The sequence below is a fragment of the Cohnella sp. GCM10012308 genome (genome assembly GCF_042649185.1).
Classification (GTDB): domain Bacteria; phylum Bacillota; class Bacilli; order Paenibacillales; family Paenibacillaceae; genus Cohnella.
Genome location: NZ_JBHRYU010000018.1, coordinates 1 through 25,918, shown reverse-complemented (window position 1 = coordinate 25,918; position 25,918 = coordinate 1). Strand labels below are relative to the sequence as shown.

22 protein-coding genes are annotated in these 25,918 nt (G+C 60.4%); 15 read left to right on the top strand and 7 right to left on the bottom strand.

Going from position 1 to position 25,918, the window contains the following annotated elements; genetic code table 11:
• The first annotated feature begins 59 nt into the window (after positions 1-59).
• The 3 genes from ACFOTD_RS19115 (at position 60) to ACFOTD_RS19105 (ending at position 8,752) form a co-directional block, all read left to right on the top strand.
• Positions 60-944: a carbohydrate ABC transporter permease gene (locus ACFOTD_RS19115; RefSeq protein WP_378121541.1), complete on the top strand. Its 885-nt coding sequence runs from the start codon at positions 60-62 to the stop codon at positions 942-944.
• Between the two features lie 56 nt (positions 945-1,000).
• Positions 1,001-2,584, top strand: a complete 1,584-nt coding sequence (locus ACFOTD_RS19110; RefSeq protein WP_378121540.1) for an extracellular solute-binding protein — start codon at positions 1,001-1,003, stop codon at positions 2,582-2,584.
• 105 nt (positions 2,585-2,689) lie between these two features.
• Positions 2,690-8,752: an S-layer homology domain-containing protein gene (locus tag ACFOTD_RS19105; protein ID WP_378121539.1), complete on the top strand. Its 6,063-nt coding sequence runs from the start codon at positions 2,690-2,692 to the stop codon at positions 8,750-8,752.
• Here the strand turns inward: ACFOTD_RS19105 and ACFOTD_RS19100 are convergent.
• From ACFOTD_RS19100 to ACFOTD_RS19090, 3 genes are all read right to left on the bottom strand, one after another.
• Complete coding sequence (locus tag ACFOTD_RS19100; protein ID WP_378121538.1) at positions 8,737-9,564, bottom strand: hypothetical protein; 828 nt, start codon at positions 9,562-9,564, stop codon at positions 8,737-8,739. The genes ACFOTD_RS19105 and ACFOTD_RS19100 overlap by 16 nt on opposite strands.
• An 81-nt stretch (positions 9,565-9,645) precedes the next feature.
• The gene (locus ACFOTD_RS19095) at positions 9,646-10,704 is read right to left on the bottom strand and encodes an anthranilate phosphoribosyltransferase (protein ID WP_378121537.1); all 1,059 of its coding nucleotides are present in this window, start codon (positions 10,702-10,704) and stop codon (positions 9,646-9,648) included.
• Positions 10,701-11,324 carry an ANTAR domain-containing response regulator gene (locus ACFOTD_RS19090; protein ID WP_378121536.1) on the bottom strand — a complete coding sequence of 208 codons (624 nt, stop codon included), beginning with the start codon at positions 11,322-11,324 and terminating at the stop codon, positions 10,701-10,703. The genes ACFOTD_RS19095 and ACFOTD_RS19090 overlap by 4 nt, the downstream gene beginning before the upstream one ends.
• A 309-nt stretch (positions 11,325-11,633) precedes the next feature.
• On the opposite strand from ACFOTD_RS19090, the gene nirB reads away from it, so the two are divergent.
• The 9 genes from nirB (at position 11,634) to ACFOTD_RS19045 (ending at position 20,419) form a co-directional block, all read left to right on the top strand.
• Complete coding sequence (nirB, locus tag ACFOTD_RS19085; RefSeq protein WP_378121535.1) at positions 11,634-14,066, top strand: nitrite reductase large subunit NirB; 2,433 nt, start codon at positions 11,634-11,636, stop codon at positions 14,064-14,066.
• Positions 14,067-14,084: 18 nt separating this feature from the next.
• Positions 14,085-14,393 carry a nitrite reductase small subunit NirD gene (gene nirD, locus ACFOTD_RS19080; RefSeq protein ID WP_282909665.1) on the top strand — a complete coding sequence of 103 codons (309 nt, stop codon included), beginning with the start codon at positions 14,085-14,087 and terminating at the stop codon, positions 14,391-14,393.
• A 28-nt stretch (positions 14,394-14,421) separates the two neighbouring features.
• Positions 14,422-15,273 carry a formate/nitrite transporter family protein gene (locus ACFOTD_RS19075; RefSeq protein ID WP_378121534.1) on the top strand — a complete coding sequence of 284 codons (852 nt, stop codon included), beginning with the start codon at positions 14,422-14,424 and terminating at the stop codon, positions 15,271-15,273.
• Complete coding sequence (cobA, locus tag ACFOTD_RS19070; RefSeq protein WP_378121533.1) at positions 15,270-16,037, top strand: uroporphyrinogen-III C-methyltransferase; 768 nt, start codon at positions 15,270-15,272, stop codon at positions 16,035-16,037. The genes ACFOTD_RS19075 and cobA overlap by 4 nt, the downstream gene beginning before the upstream one ends.
• A 193-nt stretch (positions 16,038-16,230) precedes the next feature.
• The gene (locus tag ACFOTD_RS19065; protein ID WP_378121532.1) at positions 16,231-17,454 is read left to right on the top strand and encodes an enolase C-terminal domain-like protein; all 1,224 of its coding nucleotides are present in this window, start codon (positions 16,231-16,233) and stop codon (positions 17,452-17,454) included.
• Between the two features lie 17 nt (positions 17,455-17,471).
• Positions 17,472-18,308, top strand: coding sequence for an NAD-dependent epimerase/dehydratase family protein (locus tag ACFOTD_RS19060; protein WP_378121531.1), 837 nt, complete (start codon positions 17,472-17,474; stop codon positions 18,306-18,308).
• A gap of 531 nt (positions 18,309-18,839) precedes the next feature.
• Entirely contained in the window at positions 18,840-19,319 is a 480-nt protein-coding gene (locus ACFOTD_RS19055) for a DUF6530 family protein (RefSeq protein ID WP_378121530.1), read from the top strand.
• A 2-nt stretch (positions 19,320-19,321) separates the two neighbouring features.
• Entirely contained in the window at positions 19,322-19,702 is a 381-nt protein-coding gene (locus tag ACFOTD_RS19050) for a GIY-YIG nuclease family protein (RefSeq protein ID WP_378121529.1), read from the top strand.
• 129 nt (positions 19,703-19,831) lie between these two features.
• A complete protein-coding gene (locus ACFOTD_RS19045) occupies positions 19,832-20,419 on the top strand; it encodes an NAD(P)H-dependent oxidoreductase (RefSeq protein WP_378121528.1) in 588 nt (195 codons plus the stop codon).
• Positions 20,420-20,461: 42 nt separating this feature from the next.
• Here ACFOTD_RS19045 and ACFOTD_RS19040 read toward each other — a convergent pair whose 3' ends face one another.
• Both ACFOTD_RS19040 and ACFOTD_RS19035 read right to left on the bottom strand, forming a co-directional pair.
• A complete protein-coding gene (locus ACFOTD_RS19040) occupies positions 20,462-21,532 on the bottom strand; it encodes a phosphodiester glycosidase family protein (protein WP_378121527.1) in 1,071 nt (356 codons plus the stop codon).
• Positions 21,529-21,966, bottom strand: a complete 438-nt coding sequence (locus tag ACFOTD_RS19035) for a hypothetical protein (RefSeq protein ID WP_378121526.1) — start codon at positions 21,964-21,966, stop codon at positions 21,529-21,531. The genes ACFOTD_RS19040 and ACFOTD_RS19035 overlap by 4 nt, the downstream gene beginning before the upstream one ends.
• 237 nt (positions 21,967-22,203) lie before the next feature.
• On the opposite strand from ACFOTD_RS19035, the gene ACFOTD_RS19030 reads away from it, so the two are divergent.
• Both ACFOTD_RS19030 and ACFOTD_RS19025 read left to right on the top strand, forming a co-directional pair.
• Positions 22,204-22,986: a TetR/AcrR family transcriptional regulator gene (locus ACFOTD_RS19030; protein WP_378121524.1), complete on the top strand. Its 783-nt coding sequence runs from the start codon at positions 22,204-22,206 to the stop codon at positions 22,984-22,986.
• On the top strand, positions 22,986-23,114 hold the full coding sequence (locus tag ACFOTD_RS19025; protein WP_378121522.1) for a hypothetical protein: 129 nt from the start codon (positions 22,986-22,988) through the stop codon (positions 23,112-23,114). The genes ACFOTD_RS19030 and ACFOTD_RS19025 overlap by 1 nt, the downstream gene beginning before the upstream one ends.
• Here the strand turns inward: ACFOTD_RS19025 and ACFOTD_RS19020 are convergent.
• Positions 23,111-23,899 carry an ABC transporter permease gene (locus ACFOTD_RS19020; RefSeq protein WP_378121520.1) on the bottom strand — a complete coding sequence of 263 codons (789 nt, stop codon included), beginning with the start codon at positions 23,897-23,899 and terminating at the stop codon, positions 23,111-23,113. The two genes, ACFOTD_RS19025 and ACFOTD_RS19020, sit on opposite strands and share 4 nt — an antisense overlap.
• Positions 23,896-24,780 carry an ATP-binding cassette domain-containing protein gene (locus tag ACFOTD_RS19015; protein WP_378121518.1) on the bottom strand — a complete coding sequence of 295 codons (885 nt, stop codon included), beginning with the start codon at positions 24,778-24,780 and terminating at the stop codon, positions 23,896-23,898. The genes ACFOTD_RS19020 and ACFOTD_RS19015 overlap by 4 nt, the downstream gene beginning before the upstream one ends.
• Before the next feature lie 170 nt (positions 24,781-24,950).
• On the opposite strand from ACFOTD_RS19015, the gene ACFOTD_RS19010 reads away from it, so the two are divergent.
• Positions 24,951-25,493, top strand: coding sequence for a shikimate kinase (locus ACFOTD_RS19010; RefSeq protein WP_378121516.1), 543 nt, complete (start codon positions 24,951-24,953; stop codon positions 25,491-25,493).
• Positions 25,494-25,918: the final 425 nt, after the last annotated feature.

Here is a 25,918-nt window from a genome sequence, read left to right as displayed (position 1 = left end):
TCCGACGGCTCGCGGCGCATGCAACCACTACCGCAATTTTGGCAAGGAGGCTGATATCGATGCTCACCAGAAGATTTTCGCTTAGTCAGGCGGCGATCGGCACGATCGTCCTGCTGTTCAGCCTGGCGTGCCTGTTCCCCTTCATCATGGTCGTCTCCGGCTCGCTCAGCACCGAGAACGACATCGTCAATTACGGCTACGCGCTCATCCCGCGCCATGTGACGCTGAGCTCCTACAAGATCCTGCTGCTCGGCTCGAGCCGGATCGTCGACGCCTATATCATCAGCATTCTCGTCACCGTTATCGGCACCGCGCTGTCCATCATCGTGAACGGCATGGGCGGATACGTCATGGCGAGGCGATCTTTCAAATACCGCAACGTACTTTCCATCTACGTCATCATCACGATGCTGTTCAGCGGGGGGCTCGTGCCCTGGTACATCATTTGCGTCCGGTATCTCGATCTGAAGGACACGCTGTGGGCGATGATCCTGCCGCCGCTCGCGAACGCCTTCAACATGTTCCTGATCCGCAACTTCATGATGGCGATCCCCGAGGACCTGTACGAATCGGCGAAAATGGACGGCGCCAGCGAATACCGGATTTTCTTCCGCCTCATCGCGCCGCTGTCCGTGCCGGTGCTCGCCACCGTCGGCCTGTTCGTCGCCCTGGGCTACTGGAACGACTGGTTTCTCGGGCTTATGTTCATCGACAAACAGGAGCTTCAGCCGCTGCAGCTACTGCTGCGGACGCTCGTCTCCAACGTCGAGTTTCTCAAGAGCTCCAGCAACGCCGCGGCCATGCAGCAGATCTCGGCGACGATCCCGTCCGAATCGATCAAGATGGCGCTCACCGTCATTACGATCGGGCCGATCATCTTCCTGTATCCGTTCGTCCAGCGCTACTTCGTCAAAGGCCTCATGGTAGGCGCAGTCAAAGGTTGACTATAACGGCTCCGGCCGTGATAGTATATATCTCACAATTAAGGGGAGAGGTTCACATGCGCAAGGGGAAATCGACTACCGCGGTGCTTGCCGGCGTCATGCTGCTGGGCACGATGCTGTCGGCCTGCGGCGGCAATAACAACAACGGCACGGCAAGTCCGTCGGGTACGGCAACGGCAGGCTCAAGCGCCAGTGCCAGCGCCAGCGGAGCCGCGAGTCCTAGCTCTACGGCCAAGGCAGAGGACGAGGTCACCCTCAAGTTCTACTTCGGCGGCGACAAGAAGGCGGCTACCGACGAGGTATGGTCCAAAGTCAGCGACTATGTCAAGGACAAAGGCCTGAACGTCAAGTTCGACATCAACTTTATCCCGTTCAACGACTTCAAGGACAAGATGCTCGTCATGGCGGCTTCCGGCGACAATTGGGACCTGAACTTCGACGGCGACTGGCTGTCCTACAACCAGATGGCGGCCAAGGGCTCCTACATGGCGCTAAACGACCTGCTGCCGCAGTATGCGCCGAATCTGTACAAGAAGTACGAGGAGCAGGGCACGCTCTCCGCGGCGACGATCGACGGCAATATCGTCGGCCTGCCGTGGACGATGAAGATGAATCAGCGGCAATTCGTCACCTGGCGCTCGGATCTCACCGAGAAGGCGGGCATTAATGTAAGCAAGGACTCGGTCAAGACGATCGAGGACACGGAAAACCTGCTGCGCGAGCTCCGCAAGGCATATCCGAACATGAAGCTCAACCGTACCGGTCCGCTGACGCTGATCAAGATCCGCGAAGAGTGGATCGACCTGAACCAGCACGGACTCGGCTACTACCTGAGCGATCCGGCGATGAAGATCCAGCCGATCGAGCAGCAGCCTTTTTACAAGGAAGCCGCGGTCAAGGCGCGCCAGTGGTACGACGAGAAGCTGATCAACCGCGACGCGATGATCGACAAGACGGACGGCGCGGCCGAATGGCGCAACGGCAAGTCGGTGTTCACGCTCACCTCGCACGAATGGGTCAACGCAGATCCCGGCTTTTCCGATCCGTCGTTCAAGCTGGACTCGTCGCTCATCTATCCGGACAAAAAGCAGGTCAATCGCACGCCGCTCGCCAACGTCGCCGCGATCAACCGCAATTCCAAGCATCCGGATCGCGTACTGCGCTTCCTAGACATGATCGAGACGGACCGCACGCTGTACGATCTCGTGCAATACGGCATCGAGGGCAAGACGTACAAGCTTGACGGCGATACGGCCGTCTATCCCGACGGCATGAGCACGACGACGAGCAACTACATGGAGTGGGGCGGCCAATGGGCGTTCTGGAAGCCGCAGTTCATGCGTCCGACGTCGACCTATCCCAAGGATTTCTGGCTGCACGAGGCCGAGTTCGCGAGCGAGCCGATTAACGTCAACTCTCCGCTCGACGGTCTGTTCGTCTCCGAGGAGCCGATGAAAAACGAGTTGGCCAAGCGCGACCAGGCGATCGAGGAATTCAACAAGCCGATCGAATTCGGCACGGTGAAGGACCCGGAGAAATCGGTCGACGAATATATCGAGAAGCAAAAGAAAAACGGCCTCGACAAAATTATCGCCGAAACGCAAAAGCAGGTCGACGCCTTCCTCGCAACCAAGAAGTAATACGCTTATGAACGGCGGGAGCCCGCCTCGAACTCATCATAGCTGTCGATGATTCGCGAGCAGGGCTCCCTTTGCTTTGTCCAAAACAGGCATTGGAGGGACCAAATGATGCGAGTATATACGAATAAGGCATGGCATACGTGGATATCGGGCTTGCTCGCCGTACTGCTGCTGCTGGGCAGCTGGCCGGGAGACGCGCCAGGCCGGACGTTGGGTCGGGCAAGCGCAGCGGAGATTCCGGCGGGAACTTCGGAGGGAAATGAAAGCGTTAGCATCGAACTTGCGGGTGTGCCGGAGGCGCATGGAATAGCTGCCAGGCCCGGAGACGGGGGAGCGGACGGGCTCGTTACGGGAGAACTGAGCGGCCGCGCATACTGGCAAACGAACAAGTCCGCGGACGACGAGAGCAAGCGGATTTTGTACTTTTACATGAACGTCGACGACGGCTATTCCGCGAACATGGCGGCGTACGACGTCGAAGTGACGGTCGATTATTATGACGCGGGCAACGGCAAGCTGGTACTGCAGTATGACGCGCAAGGCGAAGGCAACGGCTTCAAGGATGCGCCCTTGTTCAGCTATGGCGATACGGGCGCCTGGAAGACGCATACGTTCAAGCTGACCGACGCGGGCTTCGCGAACCGGACGGGCGGCTCGGATTTCCGTCTCGGCATCGAAGGCGGCGGCGCAAGATGGCAGACCAATGGGGAGCTGAAGCTGGCGAAGGTCATTGTAACCAAGACGCTGAAGGCGACCGCTGCCGACGAGGCGAGCGTGACGCTTGGCGAGACGGCGATCGAGCACGGCATCGTCGGCCGGGGCGGGGACAACGAATCGGGCCTCGTGAAGGGCGCGCTGGACGGCAAGGGATATTGGAAAACGAATCGCGGCGCGCCGGGCGACCGCACGCTCTATATGTACATGAACGTGGACGACGCCTACTTGTACGACAATGCGGACAAGGACGTCTATGTGACCGTGGAGTACCTGGACCAGGGCGGCGGCAGCTTCGTGCTGCAGTACGACGCGCTCTCGGCCTCGTTCAAGGACTCGCCGCTGTTCACGTACGGCAACAGCGGGCAGTGGAAGACGAAGACCTTCAAGCTCGTCGACGCCAAGTTCGCCAACAGGACGAACGGCTCGGATTTCCGCATCGGCATCAGCGGCGGCGGCAATCCGGAAAACAATCCGGACCTGACCGTTGCCCGCGTATCGGTCAAAAAAGTCGCGCGGACGTCGACCGCGACGCAGACGAAGGTGTACGACACGCAATTCGCCACGGATGACGTCGTGATCGCGGACTTCAGCGTGCTCGACTTCGGCGCGAAGGCCGACGGCGCAAGCGACGATACCGCCGCGTTCCAGGCGGCGCTCGATGCGGCCGGCGGCAACGGGGGCGGCGTCGTGTTCGCGCCTGCAGGGACTTACCGGCTGAACGGCCATCTGAACGTGCCGACGGGCGTGACGCTGCGCGGCGACTGGATCAGTCCGGACGAGACTGGCGGCCAGGCGAAGGGCACCGTCCTGGCGTCCTACGGCGGACGGGGTCAGGCGGACGGCGAGAGCTTCATCCAGCTGCAGCCGGTGAGCGGCGTCACGAATCTGTCGGTGTGGTACCCCGAGCAGTCGCTCCCGGATCCGGCGGCGTACCCCTGGACGTTCGAGCAGCTGCCGGGCGACAGCGCGACGATGGAAAACATCACGCTGGTCAACAGCTATGCCGGCATTAAGATCGGACCGGAGTGGAACGAGCTTCATTACGTGAAAAACCTGTACGGCACCGTGCTGCATACAGGGATTTTCCTCGACTTTACGACCGATATCGGGAGACTCGAGGGCATCCGGCTGAATCCGTCGTACTGGGCGACGTCCGGGCTGGCCTGCGCGCCGGACGCCGTGCAGCTGCGCGCTTACACGACGACGCATGCCGAAGGCATCGTGATGGGCCGATCCGACTGGGAGTATATGTCGGACATTCGCCTGTCGGGCTTCGACAACGGCATGCGGGTGACGACGCGCACCGGCTCCGCCGAGACGGCGAACGCGCAGCTGTACGACGTTCATGTGAGCGACAGCCGGATCGGGCTCAAGATCGAGGGCGTCAACGATTACGGACTGCTGGTAACGAGCAGCAGCTTCGCGGCGGGCGTCGGCGAATCGCCGGCCGCGATCTACGCGACCGCGGGCTTCCACTCGATCGCGCAGTTCCAGGACGTGCAGGTCGACGGCAGCGGCGGCAGCGCGGTCGTCAGCGAGGGCAGCGGCGTGCTGTCGTTCGAAAACACGGCGTTCGCGGGCTGGGACGACACGAACGGCAGGTATGCGGTCGAGCTGGGCGGCGGATCGCTCATCCTCGGGCAGTCGAGCTTCGCCAAGGCCGCGAAGCAGGTGAAGCTGACGGGTGCCGTGCAAGCGCTGAACGCGGTGAACGCGGGCCTGAACGGCAGTCTGCAGGTGACGGACGAGAGTCAGGCTGCGGAAGTTAACGTCACGCAGAATGCCGGTTATGCGCTGGAGCGGCTGCCGGAAGGGATCGCGACGGACGCGGCGGCAAGGCCCAAGCCGGCGGGCCGACAGCTGTTCGATGCGACCGCCGCGCCGTATAACGCGGACCGGGGCGGCGTCGTGGATGCCTCGGCCGCGATCCAGCAGGCGCTGGACGCGGCGGGCGACGCTGACGGCGGCACCGTATACTTGCCGGCGGGCATTTACCGCGTCGATTCACCGCTGGCGGTGCCTTCGGGCGTCGAACTGCGCGGCTCCTGGGACGTGCCGCATCATACGATCGGGGGCGGCACCGTATTGTTCACCCGCTACGGCCAAGGGGCTCCGGAAGGAGCGGCCGCGCTGATCACGCTGGCGGCTTCGGCAGGCGTCCGCGGATTGTCCGTCTATTATGACGAGCAGAATTGGAATAACGTCAAGCCTTACGCCTGGACGATTCGCGGCGAGGGACACGGCGTGTATGCGATCGACACGACCCTGATTAACTCCTATCAGGGCATCGACTTCGGCACCTACGATACGAGCGGCCATTATATCGATTACGTGGCGGGTTCTCCGCTCATGGAAGGCATTTATCTCGGGGGCGGCGCCGAGGGCGGCATCATGCGCAACGTGCAGTTCAACCCTCATTATTACGGGCGCAACAACTACCCGAACCACCCGTCCACGGACGCGGACTTCGACAAGGTGTGGAGCTACCAAAAGGAGCATCTGGACGCGTTCCGCATCGGGCATGTCGACGGGGAGACGATTTTTAACACGTTCGTCTACGGCTCGCAGTACGGCATCCACTTCGCATCGGAGAGCGGCGGCGGTCCGGTCGCGACCGTGCTCGGGCACGGCACGGACGGCAGCAAGAAAGGCGTGTACCTGGAGGGCGCCGGCGAAGGGGGACTTACGTTCGTCAACACGGAGCTGGTATCGATGAGCTCCACGGACAAGGTATACATCACGCTGGAGGACGGCTTCGACGCGACCGCGCGGTTTTTCAACACCTCGATGTGGGGCGATACGTCGCGTTCGGTCGATATTCGATCGGGACGTCTGCGGATGCAGCAGAGCAACTTTACGACCGTCGGGGAAAAGGGCATCAATGCGCTAGGAGGCGACGTCGCGCTGTACGACTCGTACTTCCAGCAGCCGCGAACGACGCATGTGTACGCGGGACCTGGCATCGAGCGGATGACGATCACGAACAATCTGTTCAAGGGCGGCCTCCAGCTCGTCAACGAAGCGGGCGTCAAAGTCGGCGGCTCGAATCTCGTGCCGGTCGCGCTGCGGCTGGAGAAGACCGGGCTCGATCCCGCGCACAAGGAGCGGACGAACGCTCGGCTCGTGCTGGCCAATGCAACCGATGCGGCGGCGCTGTCCGGCAAGATCGAGTTGGTACAGCCGTCGGCGTATGCGGGACTGCTGAAGCCGATTCGATTTACGGGCATCGCCTACGGGGAAAGCGTCGAGATCGACTTGCCGTACCTGGCTGGCGCATCGCTCAAGTTCAAGGTGACGCTCGACGACGGCCGGACGTATCTGTCCTCGGTGAAGCTCGGGCAGACGTTCGCCGGGCCGGTCGCGGCGGGGGGAGCAGAAGCGGATGCGGATGCGCCTCGCATCGATCTGTCCGCGCAGGACGAATACGCCGGCGGAGGATGGTCCGGCGCTGGTGATCTCAGCGCCGATGCAGGCGTCGCTTGGGATGACGACAAACTGTATTTTGACATTAAGGTGCAAGATGACGTTCACAACCAATCTTACGGCGGCGTCGATATCTGGCAGGGAGACAGCATCCAGCTCGGCATCGATCTCAATCGCGGAGCGGGCGCGGGGAGCAAGCAGGTGAGCGAGCTCGGCTTTGCTTTGCGCGATGACGGCGGCGTCGTCAAGTGGCGTTGGAAAGCGCCGGAAGGGTTGCAGACCGGCGCGCTCGGCGCCGGTGTCGAGGCGAGGATAACCCGCGACGCGGAGACGGGCGTGACCCGATATGCGATCGCGATACCGCTCGAGCAACTGCATGGCACGGGCTACGAGTTCGATCCGCAGGAAGCGCTCGGATTCACGTTGCTCATGAACGAGAACGACGGCAATGGACGCGAGGGATACATGGAATACAACCAGGGCATCGGCGCCAGTAAGGACTTTACGCTGTTCGGCGATCTGTATTTGCTGGACGGCAGCTTCCTCGATTGGTCGCTGGCCTCGGCACAGGCGGCCGTTGCTGCCGCGAAGCTGGATAAGGGCGATACGTCGATCGATGCGGCGCGCAACTTTGTGATGCTGCTGCCAGAAGGAGCGGACAGGACGGCGCTTGCAGCGGAACTGGATGCGCTGGAGGAGGGCGGAGGGGAACCGACAACATCGCCCACGCCGACATCGACGGCAACGCCGACGCCTTCGCCCGTGCAGAATGGATCATCGCCGACGCCGACGCCGACGCCAACGCCGGCAGCGGGAACCGTCACGCTGGTGCCCGTTGCCGCGCTTGATGCGGTTAGCGGTCTTGTGCGGGCGTCGGTCGGAGAGAGCGAGCTTGCCCAGACTTACGGCAAGGATGGCGTTAAGTTGGTTAAGATCGCATTGTCTGGCGCTGCCGGAGCAACCGGATATGCGGTCGAGCTGCCTGCGAATGCGCTCTCGGACGGAGGTGACGACCGACGGATCGAACTGTCGACACCGCTCGGTTCCGTAACGGTGACCGGTGCCATGTTGAACGAAGCCGGTTTGACGGGCGTAGTGGGAGGAAAGGTAACATTGGTCGTGCGTACGGCAGATCGGAAGGCTTGGAGCGGAGAGCTCGAGACGATCGTAGGCAATCGTCCTGCCATCGACGTGTATTTGATGTCGAACGGCGTCCCGATCGAGTGGAGCAATAAAAAGTCGCCGGTCGTCGTCACTGTGCCATACGAGGCGACGGCGAACGAAGCGGCCCATCCGGAGAAGCTGACGATTCGCTACATCGACGCTGCGGGAATGGCGCATCCGGTCGTCAGCGGGCGCTATAATGCGGCTCGGGGCGTCGTGACCTTCCGGACGACGCATTTCAGCCAATACGCGGTAGCCTACGTCGAACGTAGCTTCGCCGATCTTGGCAAGACCGAGTGGGCGCGCGAAGCCGTCGAAGCGCTGGCTGCCCGCGGTATCGTAGAGGGACGCGATGACGGCAGCTACGACCCTGGTGCAACGGTTAGCCGGGCGGATCTCCTGCTGCTGCTCGTGCGGATGCTCGAGCTGAATGCGAAGACGGGCGGCGCGGACGCGGACTTCGTCGGCGTGGCGGCAGGCGAGAACGGGGGAGCCACCGGGTTTGCGGACGTGGCGGCAGGCGCTTACTATGCCGGCGCCGTTCGCGTCGGCGCGGCGCTAGGCATCGCCGGCGGCGACGGCGACGGCCGGTTCCGGCCGCGCGATGCGGTCAGCCGCCAGGAAGCGGCGGCGCTGATCGCCCGCGCGCTGCGCAGCACAGGCGCGGGGCTGGCCGCGGGTGGCGCCGCGGCGCTGGCGGCGTTCGCCGACGCAAGCGAAGCGGCCGCGTACGCGAGGCCCGATCTCGCGGCGCTCGTCGGCGCCGGCCTGCTGCAGGGCGCCGGCGGCAAGCTGCGGCCGCAGGGCCAGCTGACCCGCGCGGAGGCGGCCGTGCTGTTGTACCGCGTCTACGAGCGCGGATAATAAAAAAAGGATGGTGCATCGCCACTCGTAGAGCAGGTGATGCACCAAATCCAGCGCGCACTTGGCCAATCGCCTCTCGTAGTGGAGGCGAAGATCCCGATCCGGCCCGCGCCGAGCCAATCGCCTCTCGTAGTGGAGGCGATGATCCCGATCCGGCTCGCGCCGAGCCAATCGCCTCTCGTAGTGGAGGCGAAGATCCCGATCCGGCTTGTGCCGAGCCATTCGCCTCTCGTAGTGAAGGCGAAAATCCCGATCCGGCTTGCGCCGAGCCAATCGCCTCTCGTAGTGGAGGCGAAAATCCCGATCCGGCTCGCGCCGAGCCAATCGCCTCTCGTAGTGGAGGCGATGCACCAAATCCGGCTCGCGCCGAGCCGATCGCCTCTCGTAGTGGAGGCGAAGATCCCGATCCGGCTTGCGCCGAGCCAATCGCCTCTCGTAGTGGAGGCGAAGATCCCGATCCGGCTCGCGCCGAGCCGATCGCCTCTCGTAGTGGAGGCGAAGATCCCGATCCGGCTTGCGCCGAGCCAATCGCCTCTCGTAGTGAAGGCGAACATCCCGATCCGGCTTGCGCCGAGCCATTCGCCTCTCGTAGTGAAGGCGAACATCCCGATCCAGCGCGCGCCGAGCCAATCGCCTCTCGTAGTGGAGGCGATGCACCAAATCCAGCGCGCGCCGAGCCGATCGCCTCTCGTAGTGGAGGCGATGATTCCGACCCGGCTTGCGCCGAGCCAATCGCCTCTCGTAGTGGAGGCGATGATCCCGATCCGGCTTGCGCCGAGCCCAATGCATCCTCTAGCTAGCGATTCGCCCAATCCACTGCTCCAAACCCAAAGAGACGCTCCCTCTCCGGCAATTTGCCGATAGAAGGAGCGTCTCTTTTTTTAAACCACAGCTCATCGCGAAGCCGCGGCCTCAGGCGCCGCGCTCATCGGTTCCAGCATCGCCGTCCGCCAACTCGCATAGGCCGCGTGCGCTTCGCCGCCGTCGAGCAGCGCCTTGCAGGCGTACAGCCCTTGCTCGACCGAGTCCACTTTGCCCGCCAGATGCAGCCGGACGGCACCGTTGAACAGCACCTGATTCGTGTACGCCAGATCGGCTTCTCCCTGCAGCACCGCTTCCGCGACGGCCAGCTGATCGGACGGCGTCCAAGTGCGTTCCGGCGGCTCCGCCTCGATGCCGTACGTCTCCGGATCGAAGATCTGCAGCCGGAACTCGCCGTTTTCCACCAGATAAGCCCGGGTCGGGCGGTTAATGTGCAGATCCTCGGAGCCTTCGGCCCCCTGAACGATAAGCGCCTTCTCATATCCGAGCTTGATGAACAGCCTGGCCAGCCTGTCGAACACCGTATTATGGTATACGCCGAACACGATGCGCGGCGAAGATGCGAGATCCAGCAACTTTTCCGCGCTGTTCAGCACCGTGCGCATGCCGAGCTCCTCGCGAATCTGGCGCAGCCGGCCGAGCGGCGGACACCACTGCTCGGTCGACGCGAAAAACACGCCGGACCGTTCGAACGCACGCAGCGTGCGCTCGGGCGACAAGTCGGCCGCCGCAAGACCGACGCATTCCACGATGTCCTGCAGCGTGATGCCCCATTTGGGCGGGAGGGAGGCGGTGCCGTGAAGCGCGTTCGGCAATCCGGCAGCCGCGAGCAGGAAGGCAGTCGGCCACGTCGCGTAAAAGGACGTTTTGCGTCCGTCGTAAGGACCGGCGCTGTCGAGTCCGATACCGAGCCCGTCGATACGCCGGGCATACTTGCGCGATACGCGGACGAACGCCTCCAGTTCGTCGACGCTCTCCATTTTAATGCGTTCCGCGATAAAAAAGGCGCCGGTCTGCGCCTGCGTGGCTTCCTGCGTCAGGATGGCTTCCGCAGCCAGGACGGCTTCGTCATAGGTAAGATCGCGAGCGCCGCGTTTGCCGCGGGCGACCTCCTTGAGCAACTGGATCATCGCTTCGACCTCCCTTGTTTTTGCTCTTGCAGCAGATTGTAGACATTGACGATGGAGGCGGCGACGTCGACCAGCCGCTTGCGTTCGTTCATCGCTTGTTTGCGCAAGATGTCGTACGCCTCGGTCTCCGTGATGTTCTTCACTTCGCACAGGATGCCTTTGGCCATGTCGATCCACTTGCGTTCTTCGATCTTGGCGAGCAGCTGCCGGCGTTCGAGGTGCCATTGCTGACGTTCGAAGCATTGCTTTGCCCCGAACTGCAGCGTCCAGTGTATCTCTGTCGGCAGCATCGACGCGCCAAGCACGCCGTCGGCCATCACGCCGTCCTCGCAAGCTTCTACGGATAGCGTCGCGGTCGCCTGGCTGCACCACCAGAGGATCGGCACGACTTTCCAATCGAGGACGCTGCGGCTCCACGTTTCAATTTGCGGAATGGGCAGATCGAGGATTAAGGCGTCAGCCTCCGCGATGCGCTGGCGCGCCTGTTCTTGCCCTCGCGCCGTCGCTACGGTATAACCCGCCGCGCGCAAGACGGCTTCGGGAAGCTGCTGCCTGGAGGCAACGAATTCGAGCCGCTCGGCGGCTGTCGGATGGTTATGAACAACGAGCAATGAACGCATCGACGCCCTCCTCACCTAACGCTTCGCCAATTCTATAAAGAAGGCGACACTTTTTCTCCGTTACTTTTTATAACACAAATTAAAGCGGAGTGTCGAGAGAAAAGATAATCCGCTTTTTAATGTTAACTATATTGACGCGAGCTATATTTCGTAATATATTCAGGTTAATCAATTGCGAATACAATGGCGTATTCGGATGAAGCGGCAATGGAGCCTGCTTTCGTATCACGGGAGATTTTCGTATCCCCGTGTATCGAGGCAGGCTTTTTGAGTTTCTAACGAGATATCCGAAACGGGGGAGACGCGAACATGGCGGACAAAAAGAAACTGGTGATGATCGGCAACGGAATGGCTGGCGTACGGGCGCTTGAGCACGTGTTGAAGCTGGCTCCCGAGCTGTACGAGATCACGATCTTCGGCGCCGAGCCCTATCCGAATTACAATCGCATCATGCTGTCGTCCGTACTGGCCGGCGGCACGGAGCTTAAGGATATCGTCATTAACGACTGGGACTGGTATTCGGAAAATCGCATTGCGCTGCATGTCGGGCACACGGTGACGCGAATCGATACGGAAACGCGCAAGGTTTATTCGGATCAAGGCGTCGAAGCGGACTACGACACGCTTATTATGGCGACGGGTTCTAGGCCGTTTATGCTGCCTCTACCGGGCGCCGACAAAGAAGGCGTCATCGGCTTCCGCGATATCGCAGACTGCCAGACGATGCTCGAGGCGTCGCGATCCTACAAAAACGCCGTCGTCATCGGCGGCGGCCTGCTCGGTCTCGAGGCTGCGCGCGGCTTGCTGAATCTGGGCATGGACGTTTCGGTCGTCCACATCAGTCCGAACCTGATGAACCGCCAACTGGACGAACCTGCCTCGAAAATGCTGCAGAAGGAGCTGGAGGCGCAAGGGATGAAGTTCTTGCTCCGCAAGCAGTCGGAGCTGATCTACGGCAAAAAGCGCGTCAAGGGACTTCGCTTCACGGACGGCAGCGAGATCGAAACGGATCTTGTCGTCATGGCGGTCGGGATCATGCCGAATGTATCGCTGGCAAAGTCCGCGGGCCTTGCGGTGGGTCGCGGCATCGTCGTCAATGACTACATGGAGACCAACGTCCCGGACGTATACGCGGTCGGGGAGTGCGCGGAGCACAGAGGGATCGCCTACGGTCTCGTCGCGCCCCTGTACGATCAGGGCGCAGTGCTGGCCAAGCGGCTGGCCGGGGTTGAGACGGCAGGCTACGAAGGATCGATGACCTCCACCAAGCTTAAGGTATCGGGCGTCGACGTGTTTTCGGCCGGGCAGTACGAGGAGACGCCGGGCACGCGCGCCCTGCGCTATCAGGACGAACTGGACGGCGTCTACAAGAAGCTCGTAATCGAGAACGACAAGCTCGTCGGCGCCGTGCTTTTCGGCGATACGTCGGACGGCGCGTCCTTGTTCTCGATCATGAAAAAAGGCGAGTCGATTAAAGGCAAGGAGAAGGAGCTTCTGCTTGGTTTCTCTCCCGGCGGCGCGGCCGCTTCTCCGGCGAGCCGGCTCGAGAGCATGGCGGACGACGAGATCGTCTGCGGCTGCAACGGCGTCTCCAAGGGCGCGATCAAGGACGCCATCGAGACGAAGGGCTGCGCCACGGTCGGCGAGATCAAAGCCTGCAACAAAGCGACCGGATCGTGCGGCGGCTGCAAGCCGCTCGTCGAAGGCTTGCTGGGCCTCTATGCGGGAGAACGCGCCGGGCAGCCCGTCAAAGAAGGCATCTGCGGCTGTACGTCGCTCGATCGCGACGAGATCGTCGCCGGGCTCCGCCGCCTTGAGCCGGCAACGGTCAAGGAAGCGATGCTCGCGCTCGAATGGAAGCAGCCCGAAGGCTGCACCAAGTGCCGCCCGTCGCTCAACTATTATATGGGCATGCTGTGGCCCGAGCGCTACAAGGACGAGAAGGAATCCCGGTTTACGAACGAACGCTATCACGCCAACATTCAGAAGGACGGCACCTATTCGGTCGTGCCGCGGATCTATGGCGGGGTCACCACGCCGTCCGAGCTGAAGAAAATCGCGGAGGTCGCCGAGAAGTACGACGTGCCGCTGGTCAAGTTCACCGGGGGACAGCGCCTCGATCTTTTTGGGGTCAAAAAGGAAGACCTGCCGGGCATGTGGGAGGATCTCGACATGCCGTCGGGCCACGCTTACGGGAAGATGCTGCGCACCGTCAAAACTTGCGTGGGCAATACGTTCTGCCGGTTCGGCACGCAGGACGCCATCGGAATGGGCATCCGGCTCGAGAAGGAGTTCGAGCGGATGAACGCGCCGGCCAAGGTGAAATTTGCCGTATCCGGCTGCCCCCGCAATTGCGCCGAGGCGACGATCAAGGATTACGGCATCGTCGCGATCGACGGCGGCTGGGAGCTGCACGTTGGCGGCAACGGCGGCGTGCATGTCCGGGCGACCGACCTGCTGTGCGTCGTGAAGACGGAGGACGAAGTCGTCGAGTGGGGCGGCGCGTTCCTTCAATATTATAGAGAGAACGCGACTTGGGGCGAGCGGACTTCCGTGTGGGTGGAACGTCTCGGCGTGGAAGCCATCAAGGCCGTGCTGGACGATCCGGAGGAACGCAAAGCGCTTCACGGTCGAATCAAGACTTCGCTCAGCTACATCAACGATCCTTGGAAAGAGATCATCCAGGACAAAGAGCTGCGCAAAAACTTCGAAGCGCTCGCGGTGCCCGCGCCGCTGAACTAAGGACTGGAGGCGGAGAACATGACAAAAATGCTGGTCGCTCACGTTGCCGATATCGATGCCAAAGGGTCGCGCACCTACCGCCATCAGGAGCTGGAGATCGCCATCTTCAAATTGTCGGACGGACAGATCCGCGCCGTCGAGAACCGCTGCCCGCACAAAGGCGGTAAGCTGTCGGAGGGCATGGTGTGCGGCACCGCGATCCACTGTCCGCTGCACGACTGGAAGATCGATCTGAAGACGGGAAAGGTGTATGAGCCGGACGACGGGTGCGTGACGTCCTACGAGACCGAAGTAGACGCCGCAGGCTCGATCTACATCACCATATAGACCATTTACGCAGCAGGGAGATGAGCGCATGGATTTCGTTAAACCGAAGGATGTATTGAAGGCGATGATCGAGGGCGGCGCCGCCAAGGCGGAGATGAGCGCCTCGCAAATGCTGATTCGGGGCTTCCTGGGCGGGGCGATCCTCGCCTTCGCCACGACGCTGGCGTTCACGGCCGTCGCGCAGACGAAGATCGGGATGGCGGGCGCAATCATTTTTCCGGTAGGCTTCGTTATGATCGTTCTGCTGGGCCTTGAGCTTGTGACCGGCAGCTTCGCGCTCATCCCCTTAAGCGTGCTGCAAAAGAAAACGACCGTAGGCCGCATGCTCAAAAACTACGGCTGGGTCATCGCGGGTCACTTGATCGGATGCTTCGTCTACGCCGTTCTGTACGATCTGACCGCGACCAAGATGGGCTCCGACATGGCGAATCCGCTCGCCCAGACGCTGATAACCGCAGCCGAGGCGAAGACGATCGCTTACAAACATATGGGGGCGGACGGCATGATCCTTGTCGTGATCAAGGCGATTCTGTGCAACTGGATGGTAACGCTAGGCGTCGTCATGGCGATGACCTCTTCTTCCACCATCGGCAAGGTCGTTGCCATGTGGCTGCCGATCCTCACGTTTTTCGGTCAAGGCTTCGAGCATGCGGTCGTCAACATGTTCGTCATCCCGGCGGGCATGCTGCTCGGCGCGGACGTCAGCTTCGGAGATTGGTGGCTGTGGAACCAGATTCCCGTGCTGATCGGCAATTTCATCGGAGGCGCATTGTTCACGGGCATTTTGTTCTACCTGTCGCAAAAGGGAGTCGGACTGCCTGCCAGGACGCTGTCCGCGCTGGATTCGCCCAAGACGCTGCAAGCGGAGCGACGCGCATGAGGCCCGCGCCGGTCTACCTCGTCGGCGCCGGTCCGGGCGACCCGGAGCTCGTCACGCTCAAGGCGATCCGCCGCATTCAGGAAGCGGACGTCATCCTGTACGACCGCTTGGTTAACGAAGATTTGCTGGCCTATGCCAAGCCGGGCGCAACGCTCCTTTACTGCGGCAAGAGCCCGGGGCAGCACGCAATGTCCCAGCGGCAGATCGAGGCGCTTCTGATCGACTACGCGCTCGGCGGCCGGACGGTCGTGCGACTCAAGGGCGGCGATCCCTTCGTATTCGGCAGGGGAGGCGAGGAGGCGCTGGCGCTGGCGGAGCGCGGCATCCCCTGCGAGATCGTGCCCGGCGTCACGTCGGCGATCGGCGCCGCGGCGGCGAGCCGGATCCCGCTCACGCATCGCGACCTGGCCGCGTCGTTCGCCGTCGTCACGGGCAGTCGCTGCCGGGAGGATGCACCCCCGGTCCGTTGGGACCTGCTGGCGCATGGCGTCGATACGCTCGTCGTCTACATGGGCATCGGACGTCTCGAGGAAATTCGGACGGAGCTGCTCCGTCACGGCAAGCCGCCATCAACGCCGGTCGCCCTGATCGAACGGGCCACGACCGACCGCCAGCGCGTCGTGACCGGGGCGCTAGAGCACATTCACAAGCTCGCCGAAGCGATGAAAATCGGCAATCCCGCGCTGATCGTCATCGGCGAAGTCGTGCTGGCGCGGGAGCAGCTTCTGCTGCTGGAGGCGCAGGCAAGACTCGCGATCGGGTAGGGAGCGGCAGATTTATATAGCAGAACGCTACGACATACAAACGAGGCGCACCTTGCGCTTCGTTTTTCTGTTTTCGCTGCCGTCTCGAATCGGATAAGATCGCCGACTTAAGTTTGTCATCGTCTCATTAAGAGTGGCGTACATGTGAAGTAGAATGAGGCTTACGTGGGCGAACTGAAGGAGGCGAGCGCAAATGGCGAAAATCACCGGCGTGACGTGCATACGGACGAGGAAAAACGGGACATGGACGATCGTGAAGGTGGCGACGGACCAGGAGGGCCTGTACGGCTTGGGCTCGGCGACCGATCTTTACAATCCGGAAGCGGTCGTGCAGATCGTCGAACAGCTGCTCGGGCCGCTGTTGATCGGCCGCGACGCGGCCAACATCGAAGACTTGTGGCAGCTCATGAACCATAGCGGCTACTGGCGCAGCGGCGCGCTGCTGAACACCGCGATCGGCGGCATCGACATGGCGCTCTGGGATATTAAAGGCAAGGAAGCCGGACTTCCCGTGTATCAGCTGCTCGGCGGCGCTGCCCGGTCTGCCGTTCCCTGCTATGGTCACGCGGGAGGCAGGGACGCCGCGGAGCTCAAGGAGGACGTCGCCCGTTTTATCGAGGAAGGCTATTCGGTGCTGCGCGTCCAGATGGGCGGCTACGGCGGAGGGGGCTTCATCGGGGCGGACCGCGCCAATGTACCCCGGGGCGCCGATACGTCCGGCCACGTATTCGACGAGCACCTTTACGTGAATGCGATCCCGGCCATGTTCGAGGCACTAAGGGTTTCGTTCGGAGACGAGGTCCAGTTTACGCACGACGTTCACGAGCATTTATCCCCGATTCAGGCGGTGCGTCTGGCGCGGCGGCTAGAGCCGTACGGCCTGTTTTTTCTCGAAGACGCGCTGCCTCCGGACCAGGCCGGCTGGTACCGGCAGCTACGGCAGCAATGCGCGACCCCGCAAGCCGTGGGCGAGCTGTTCACGAACCCGCAGGAATGGGTGCCGCTCATCTCGGAGCGGCTGATCGACTTCATCCGCGTCCGCGTGTCCAAGGCCGGCGGCATCAGCGCATGCCGCAAGATCGCGGCGCTGGCCGAAGCGTTCGGCGTGCGCACCGCCTGGCAGGAGGGCGGGGAGAACGATCCAGTCAACCAGGCGGCCGCGGTGCATTTGGATATGGCGGTCTGGAACTTCGGCATCCAGGAGGTCAATCACTTCCGGCCGGAGGAGCTGGCCGCATTTCCGGGACATATCGAGCGGGTGGGCGGCTATCTGTATCCGTCGTCCAAGCCTGGGCTCGGGATCGACATCGACGAGGCGCTGGCCGCAGCGCTGACGGGCGAGGGTTGGTCGCGCCAAAGCTATCATTCGCCGTACCCGCTGGACCGTAAAGCCGACGGTACGATCGTCCGGCCATGAGAGAGGAGTTAGCAAGCATGCGTACGATCGCCGTTACCGGAGGCAGCGGCAAGCTGGGACGTTACGTTATCGAGGAGCTGCGACGGCAAGGCTATCAAGCCGTATCGCTCGATCACCGCATCGCCGAAGGGCTTCCCTGCAGGCAGGTCCGCGTGGACATGAACGATCTCGGACAAGTGGCCGGCGGGCTGAAGGGCGCGGATGCGGTCATTCATCTGGCGGCGATTCCCGCGCCGCTCGGCTATCCGCATCACACGATTTTTGCGAACAACGTACTCGGGAGCTTTAATGTGCTGGAGGCGGCGGACCTGCTCGGCATCCGGCGGGTCGTGATGGGTTCGAGTACGTCCTGCTATGGATTCGCTTGGGCGTCCAAGCCTTTTTCACCCGCATACTTGCCCGTTGACGAGGCGCATCCGCAGCTTCCCCAGGAAGGTTACGGTCTGTCCAAGATCGTGGGCGAATTGACGTCGGACATGTTCGCGCGCAGAAGCGGCCTTACGATCGCGAACCTGCGCTTCTCGCTGATCGCGGCGCCCGAGGAATACGGGCGAATGGCGGAGGACGCGCGGCATCCCGAGCGTATGAGCAAAATATTGTGGAGCTATATCGACATTCGAGATGCGGCGTCCGCCTGCGCGGCGGCGCTGACGGCGCGGCTGGAAAGCGGCTCGATAGCGCTGAACATTACGGGAGACGAAGCTCTGAGCGAGCAGGATACGTCGGTCTTGATCGCGGAGCACTATCCGGATGTGACGGACGTTCGCGCGGATCTCAGCGGGACGGCGCCTCTGTTTTCCAACGCGCTTGCCAAGGAGACGCTGAACTGGCGGCCGATCTACAAGTGGCGTTGATTGATACGTCGGAGCCGTGAGGGATTCGCGTTCACTTATAAGCGGAAGCGGCCAAAAAGCATCGATACGAGTGCCTGGATCGGAGGCGCTGGCGTCGATGTTTTTTGATGCGCCGATTTCGGATGCGATAGAGGGATAATTGTTAAAGCGCAGCTAATTTTGGCGTTATGGGGCTCCCAGGAGAAATAGTTGTCAAAAGGCATTTAATCCGTGCGTCAACGCAGCTTTTTCGGATTTTACCAGAAATTAACTGCCTTTTAGCCATTATCCGGATGACGGCTCGCACTGGCGAAGAATTAACATCCTTTCAACAACTATTTTCCTGCCGATGAGCGCCGCTGTCCCGACGCCAGAAACGACTGACATTAACATGGGAAGGAAAGCCTGCTTCGACAGCGCGCATCCCCGTTCCATCTGCGGCCCGCCGTTTATGCGCGCTGCGGGATTGACCGATTCGTTTTCGTTCGATATATTAGAGGCACTGAATTAGTAATTTAGTAAATTACTAAATTGAAAACGGAGGATTTACGCATGAAAATCCCGACATCGCTTAAGCATAAGCCTGTCATTATATCGGACAATTACGAAAACGTGGACGGCCGTTACGCCGGCCATACGGATGCCAAGGGTCTCTCGCTCGGACTTGCGCAGTGGAACGACCGCGGAAAGGTCGACATCTCGGCGAAGGTATGGCGGTACACGGGAGAAAAGTGGTCCCGGCAATCGGAGGAGCTGCCGCTTCACCGCGTGCTTGACCTTGCGATACTGGTCGCGCGCAGTCTGGGTCATTTCCGCGAATCCTACCGCCACGAGGAGCTGTACGATCCGGACAATCCGGTCATCGATCGGATCGGACTGCAGGGAGATGCCATGACGGTGGCGGTATGCACGGACAACGAGCGTATACACGAGGACATCAAGCTGTTCGGCGCCGCGCTCGAAGGGGACGGCGAACTGATCGGCGAACGGCTGCAGACGCTGTCGCGCATCTTAAAGGAAATGGGGTACTAACGATGGACAAACAGCGCAAAAAACAGCTCGCAGAAGCCTACACGCAGTCTTTTCGCGTCATGGGCGTTTATCAGATCCGCAATACGGAGAATGGGAAGGTGCTCGTCCGCTCATCGATGGATCTCGACGGGGCCCGCAACCGTTTTGAATTCATGAAGCAAATGAACAATAATATTTTGCCTGAACTGAAGGCCGACTGGGACCGTTATGGGGGCAAGATATTCGAGTTTTCTGAGCTGGATCGGATCAAGCCGAAGGAAGAGACGGTGACGGATCGCGCCGAGCTGAAAAAATATCAGGACGAGGTGGATGCGCTTGCCGAGCTGTGGGTCGAAAAGCTGCAGCCGTACGGCGACAGCGGTTACCACAAGCCGAAGAGCTAGCCCCCTCATGAAAAGTATGTCCATGAGGAGAATCAATCATATAGTTATCAAATAAAAATGATCATTTGACAACTAAATGCCGACATGCTACTTTATAGTTATCATATGATAATTATAAGGGGTGCGGACATGAAGCTGATGGTCATCTACGTCCATCCGAATCATCGGAGCTTAAATTACGCCTTTTTACAGGAAATCGTGCGCGGGAGCGAAGAGAACGCCGCGATTGAGGAGGTCGAGGTTCTCGATCTGTACGCGGAGGGCTTCGACCCGGTGCTCGTATTCAACGAGGAAAAACGGAGAAGGGATATGCATGCCGATCCCGAGCTCGCGCGCTACCGGGAGCAGATCAAGCGGGCCGACAAGCTCGTCTTCGTCTATCCGATCTGGTGGGGGAGACCGCCCGCGATGCTGCTGGGCTTTATCGACCGGATGTTCGCTTCGGGATTCGCCTACAAGGACAATGGCAAAATGCTGCCGGAAGGCTTGCTGAAGGGCAAGACCGCCGTATGCGTATCGACGATGAAGGGACCGGCGGGCTATACGCTGCTCTGGCTGTACAATGCGCACAGGACGCTTATGCGCAAGGCGCTGCTGCGGTACGTCGGCTTTGGAAAGGTGAAGTTTTTCGAGTTCGGCAGCATGGAAAGTCCGCGGGGCAAGCACAAGGAGAAGCTGGCGAAGGTTTACCGCTACTTCAGGACGACGACCGCCTGACCGCGGCTGATCGCATAAAAAAGAGGCCGGCAGCGGCCTCTTTTATTTGAAGAAAAGGAAATTCGTTGCCAGGCGCCGAAGCTGCCCGTCGGACGGACTGTTGACGACTCTGCCTTTGAAGATCAAGGTGGATGAGCCGCCGCCGTCCAGATTGTAGCCGTCGATCGTTCCGAAGCGGGAGAGCAGAATCTGCAGCTCCTCGAGCGTGGCGCCGGAGCTGCCGTCCTCGCCTCGTCCGTCGATGACGATCATCAGAATCTGATTGTCCTTATAATTGGCGATGACCGTGCGCGGCGCGCGAAGCGGGCTCGTCCGCCACTTCGCGGGAATCGGCAGATTCACGCCGTTCTTGCGGAGCACGGGTACAAAGGAGGCGCCGAACTTCGGCTTTTCCTTATCCAGCTGGGCTTTGTCGCTGTATTTGCCGCCGATCAGCTTCAAGTCCTCGTTCAAGCCGACGAAAAAAAGATCGTTGAAGCTCGGCTCGAAGCCGGTGACGTATTCGCCGCCGACTACGGTCGTGCTGAGCGGATACCGCTTGCCTCCCTGGTCAGCGAAGCCTCCGGCATTGACGCCCGCGATCGCCCCGGTCCGCTTGACGGCCGCAAGCGTCGTCTCGGAGCTGCCCGGATTGTTGCCGGCTAGCGACATCGACATCGCCTTATCGTTCTTGAGCCTGACCTTAAGCGCATAGCCGCTGAAATACTGCGCCCGAATTGTGTAAAGCTGGGCCGTTAAATTATCCGATTGCACGGAGTCGCGCAGATAGCCGAGCTTGATGGAAATGCGTCTGTCATAGATGGCTGCGGGCCGTCCGACCTGCGTCTTGGCAGTAGACATCATCGAGCTCATGCTCATATTCGTCTTGGTGTACAGCTCGGATACGCGCTTGACGGAGGCTGATATATCCTTGGCGATGGCGCCGGCCTTATCCAACGATTCGATCTGGGGCTCCGCGTAGCCGGAGAGCGAAGGCTCGGGCGTCTGCAGGGCAGGCCCGATGTCCGGTGCATCCGGCTTGACGCCGGCGGCGAACAGCCAGATCAGCATGCCGAGAAAAGGCGCGCAGGCGAGCAGCACGGTTCGGTTCATTTGCTGGACGCCCGTTCTCATTTGAGCACGTCCAGTTCTTTTTTCAGCTGGTCCAGCTGCTTTTTCAGTTCGCTGATCTGTGTATACAACTTGTTGCTGTTATCTGTCTTATCGCTTGCGTTGTCCTGCGTGAAAGTGAGCAGCTCGTTCAGCGCGTCGACCTTCGACGAGAGCTGCGCCATCTGCGCGGCATAATCGCTCTCCAGCTTGTCCAATCTGACGCGGTAATCCTGCTGCATCGCCGCAATCTGGGCGGCGGTCTGTTGCTGCAGCTGGGCGGATACCTGCTCCCGCTGCTGTCCCGTGTACCAGACGGTGCCCGCGACGCCTGCGCCGATCAAGAGCAGCCATAAACAGATGAACGGCACGACGGATTTTCTTGCCGCTCTCCTCGGGGGTCTTTCCGTGCTGCCGATCTGCGCTCTTGTGTCCGTCAGAGGGGAAGAATTCATCATTGCAGTTTGTCACCTCGTATTTCGGCCATACCGATATTGAATGTCCATTGTAGCATAACACGATAAAATTTGGGCAAACTATACTGTTTTTTTACCTTCGGATGGATAAACAAGAAACCTCATACAGCGCTTACCTCTGTTTGGCAAGATATAAATGCAGCCTGCGTGCGACGTCACGTAGCCTGTGTTATACTGTATATACCATATACAATTATTCGGGGGTAAGGGGCGCGGAAAATGAGCGGCAACGATAAGATCGACGAGACCGTAGTGAGCAGCTTGCCGCACGGCGCGCAGCTTGCCTGGGGATTGGTGAAGCCGTCGACGAGAGGCCCGAAGGGCGAGCTTAGCGTCGACAAGATCGTGGAAGCCGCAGTCGGCATCGCGGACCGTGAAGGTCTGTCGGCGGTGTCGATGAACCGGGTGGCAAGCTCGCTTGGATTTACGACGATGTCGCTATACCGGTACATCAAGAGCAAAGACGACTTGTTGATGCTCATGACGGAAGCCGTTTGCGATATACAGATCCCGGAGGAAAGCGAAGGAAGCGGGTGGCGGGAGCGGCTTAGAGAATACGTGGAGACGTGCATCCGGCTCATGCGCGCGCATCCGTGGTTCACGGATGTCCCGATCATGGGTGTGCCGATCACGCCGAACAACCTGAAAATGGTGGATTGGCCGCTGCGCATTCTTCGGGATCTGCCGCTTAGCGAATACGAGAAAATGTCTACCGTGCTGCTGATCAGCGGCTATTCCCGATTTTACGGCGTCGTGATGCGGGATATGGACAGGGCGATCGAGGGGGGCGCGAACCCGGACAGTTTTTCCGGGCTTATGTATGGCGGGGCGCTGAGACAGCTGGTCACGCCGGAGCGGTATCCGGACCTGTATCCGATCGTTGCGGCGGGCGTGTATACCGAAGACGACGGCAACAAGGGCGAGGCCCAGAACGATTTCGATTTCGGCCTGGAGCGCATTCTCGACGGCATCGAGCTGCACATTTCCCGGGCGACTTCTTAATGAAGCGAGTGAAGAGCATGGCCAAGGTTTCATTGACCTCGGACATGCTCTTCTTTGTTTTTCTGGCGGAAATAGAAAAGCCGGAAAGCGCAAGGCTCTCCGGGCGGCTATGCGGTATGAACGATTAACGGCGTCCCGCGCGCTTACGGAAGGAGATGCCGCACCAGACGAGCGCGACCAGGATGAGGCCTGCGCACCATGCGGCTCCGATCCAGGCATGATCTCCGATCGGCGTGCCGAGCAGCAGCCCGCGGATCGTCTCGATGAGCGGCGTGATCGGCTGATGGCTCGCGACGCCGCGCAGCCAGTGTGGCATCGTGTCGATCGGCACGAACGCGCTGGAGAGATAAGGGAGAAAGAGCAAGATAAAGCCATAGCCGCTCGCGGCCGAAGGGCTGCCGGCCACGAGGCCGATGGCGGCATAGAGCCAGGTGAGCGTGAGGATAAAAAGGACGATGACGCCGAGCGCGGCTATCCACTCGAAGAAGGTGCCGTTCGGTCTGAAGCCGACGAGCAGCGCCACGCCGATGACGACGCCTGTCGCGACCAGATTGCGCGCGAGACTCGCGGCGACATGGCCGGTGACGACCGACAGGCTCCGGATCGGCATCGTGCGGAATCGGTCGATGATGCCGTTCGTCATATCCGTGGATACGTCGACCGCCGTGGTCGCCGCGCCGTACCCTGCGCACAGCAGGATGATGCCCGGCACGACGTAGTCGGCGTAGTCGCCTCCCGGCGCGATCGCGCCGCCGAATACGTACGTGAACAGCAGCATGAGCATGACGGGGAGGATGATGGACATCATGAGCGATTCGGTATTACGAAGGCTGAGGGTCAGGCTGCGGCGGATAAAGACGGCATTGGTCGCGGCAAAAGAGGGCGGGGCAAGCGGGGAGGGAGATTGATTCACGATACGGACACCTCCGAAGATGGATGGGTTAACGCGATAAACACATCGTCCATGCTGGGCCTGCGGATCGTCACTTGCGTATCCGGCGGCAAGGAAGGGGAGAGGCCGCTCAGGATGCGCGCGATATCCTGCGCCGACCCGGACGTCGCGACCGTGCGGCTCCACTGTTCCCGTTCGTTCGTCAGTTCGATAACCTCGCCGCCGATGCGGGATTTTAATTCCGCGGCCGTGCCTTCGGCGACGATGCGGCCGCCGTTAATGACGCCGATCCGATCGGCGAGCTGATCCGCTTCCTCCAGATACTGCGTCGTCAGGAAAATGGTCATGCCCGACGCCTTCAGCCGCTCGATAATATCCCATAATGCGCGTCGGCTGACGGTGTCCAGTCCGGTCGTCGGCTCGTCGAGGAACAGTACCGGCCGGCTGGCCACGAGACTGATCGCCAGGTCGACCCGTCTTCGCATCCCGCCCGAGTACGTCTTAACCCGCTTGCGGGCCGCCGCGGTGAGATCGAACTGCTGCAGCAGCTCGGACGTCCGCCGCCTGGATTCGGCGGTTTTCATACCCGAAAGCCTGCACATCATCTGCAGATTCTCTTCGGCCGTCAGCATCTCGTCGACGGCGGCGAATTGTCCCGTCAAGCTTATCGACTGCTTGACCTTGCCGCTCTCCGCTACGACGTCATAGCCTGCGATTCGCGCGCTGCCGCCGTCCGCCGCGACGAGCGTCGTCAGGATGTTGATGAGCGTCGTCTTGCCGGCGCCGTTGGGTCCGAGCAGCGCGTAGATCTGGCCTTCGGGGACGGAGATGTCCAAGCCGCCGAGCACCTTTTGTCCGCCGAAGCTTTTGCGCAAGTTCTTTACTTCGATCGCGAATTCCATGTTTGAAGCTCCTCTCACGCTTTTTAAACTGTTTATCATGTACACAGTGTATTATATAAACAGTATATATGCAACACTGTTTTTGTTTATTCCTTAATTTCATTGGCGGGCTGTCGGCTTATCGCTATAATTGAGAAATAAAAAGTTAACGGAAAAGAGTGATCATCTTCATGCCAGCGCAACAAACCAAGCCGTATCATGAACGCAATATCGTGTTGGTCGGGTTCATGGGCGCGGGGAAGACGACGATCGGCAAGCTGCTCGCGGCCAAGCTTTCCCGCGAATTCATCGACGTGGACGAGCTCATCTCGACGGAGCGGGGGATGCCGGTTACCGAGATCTTCAGGACATTGGGAGAAGCGGCGTTTCGCCGGATGGAAAAAGAGTATATTAGCGAGCTGTGCCTTCAGAAGCGCGACGCCGTTCTGTCGCTTGGAGGCGGAGCCTTCCTGCAAGAAGAGATCCGCGATCTGTGCATGGCGAACGCGGCCGTCTTTTTGATGGATATTCCTTGGGAGCAGTGGAAGGCGAGACTGCCGCTGATCCGCGACACCAGGCCGATCCTGCAGAACAAGACCGACGAAGAGATCAAGGCGCTCTACGATTCGCGCCAGGCCATCTACGAGCGGCATCACTGCAAGGTGGACGCAGGCAGCCAGACGCCGGAGGCCGCCGCGCAGGCCATGATCGATTGGCTGGAAGAGCAGAAATAAACCGAAAAAGCGCTGCCGGGGATTTTGTGCCCAGGCAGCGCTTTTTTAGACATTACTGTCCTGCCTAATTCGGTCGGCGGCAAACGGAGGGGTTAAGCGCACACTCGGCGTTCCTGCGTATTCGGAAGGTTGGCGGTTCGAAAAACCTGCATTTGTACATGAATTTTGTACCGACTTGCGCTACTCGATCAAATTCCTGCAATTATGGTTACTACTTAGGTCCCCCCCTCGGCGGGGGGATTTTTTGTTTTTTTCTAACCTAGAAGGGATTTAAGCATACCCATCGAGAATTAGTAGTTTAAACCCAAACGAGGATTGTGAAGAGATGGAATTTAGCAAGGAACAAGTAGACCAAATTTGTAAAGGCGATTCCGAAATTGCTGGCTTCTTCCATGCACTCCTCGAACACAATCGAACGCTAAGGG

What these genes read in the sequence shown, in the direction of transcription:
- nirB (WP_378121535.1), top strand. Translation starts at nt 11,634, where the DNA reads ATGGCGGACAAAAAGAAACTGGTGATGATCGGCAACGGAATGGCTGGC.
- ACFOTD_RS19015 (WP_378121518.1), bottom strand. Translation starts at nt 24,780, where the DNA reads ATGGAATTCGCGATCGAAGTAAAGAACTTGCGCAAAAGCTTCGGCGGA.
- ACFOTD_RS19075 (WP_378121534.1), top strand. Translation starts at nt 14,422, where the DNA reads ATGGATTTCGTTAAACCGAAGGATGTATTGAAGGCGATGATCGAGGGC.
- ACFOTD_RS19045 (WP_378121528.1), top strand. Translation starts at nt 19,832, where the DNA reads ATGAAGCTGATGGTCATCTACGTCCATCCGAATCATCGGAGCTTAAAT.
- ACFOTD_RS19105 (WP_378121539.1), top strand. Translation starts at nt 2,690, where the DNA reads ATGATGCGAGTATATACGAATAAGGCATGGCATACGTGGATATCGGGC.
- ACFOTD_RS19115 (WP_378121541.1), top strand. Translation starts at nt 60, where the DNA reads ATGCTCACCAGAAGATTTTCGCTTAGTCAGGCGGCGATCGGCACGATC.
- ACFOTD_RS19030 (WP_378121524.1), top strand. Translation starts at nt 22,204, where the DNA reads ATGAGCGGCAACGATAAGATCGACGAGACCGTAGTGAGCAGCTTGCCG.
- ACFOTD_RS19110 (WP_378121540.1), top strand. Translation starts at nt 1,001, where the DNA reads ATGCGCAAGGGGAAATCGACTACCGCGGTGCTTGCCGGCGTCATGCTG.
- ACFOTD_RS19010 (WP_378121516.1), top strand. Translation starts at nt 24,951, where the DNA reads ATGCCAGCGCAACAAACCAAGCCGTATCATGAACGCAATATCGTGTTG.
- ACFOTD_RS19060 (WP_378121531.1), top strand. Translation starts at nt 17,472, where the DNA reads ATGCGTACGATCGCCGTTACCGGAGGCAGCGGCAAGCTGGGACGTTAC.
- ACFOTD_RS19055 (WP_378121530.1), top strand. Translation starts at nt 18,840, where the DNA reads ATGAAAATCCCGACATCGCTTAAGCATAAGCCTGTCATTATATCGGAC.
- ACFOTD_RS19035 (WP_378121526.1), bottom strand. Translation starts at nt 21,966, where the DNA reads ATGATGAATTCTTCCCCTCTGACGGACACAAGAGCGCAGATCGGCAGC.
- ACFOTD_RS19090 (WP_378121536.1), bottom strand. Translation starts at nt 11,324, where the DNA reads ATGCGTTCATTGCTCGTTGTTCATAACCATCCGACAGCCGCCGAGCGG.
- cobA (WP_378121533.1), top strand. Translation starts at nt 15,270, where the DNA reads ATGAGGCCCGCGCCGGTCTACCTCGTCGGCGCCGGTCCGGGCGACCCG.
- ACFOTD_RS19065 (WP_378121532.1), top strand. Translation starts at nt 16,231, where the DNA reads ATGGCGAAAATCACCGGCGTGACGTGCATACGGACGAGGAAAAACGGG.
- ACFOTD_RS19025 (WP_378121522.1), top strand. Translation starts at nt 22,986, where the DNA reads ATGAAGCGAGTGAAGAGCATGGCCAAGGTTTCATTGACCTCGGACATG.
- ACFOTD_RS19050 (WP_378121529.1), top strand. Translation starts at nt 19,322, where the DNA reads ATGGACAAACAGCGCAAAAAACAGCTCGCAGAAGCCTACACGCAGTCT.
- ACFOTD_RS19040 (WP_378121527.1), bottom strand. Translation starts at nt 21,532, where the DNA reads ATGAGAACGGGCGTCCAGCAAATGAACCGAACCGTGCTGCTCGCCTGC.
- ACFOTD_RS19095 (WP_378121537.1), bottom strand. Translation starts at nt 10,704, where the DNA reads ATGATCCAGTTGCTCAAGGAGGTCGCCCGCGGCAAACGCGGCGCTCGC.
- nirD (WP_282909665.1), top strand. Translation starts at nt 14,085, where the DNA reads ATGACAAAAATGCTGGTCGCTCACGTTGCCGATATCGATGCCAAAGGG.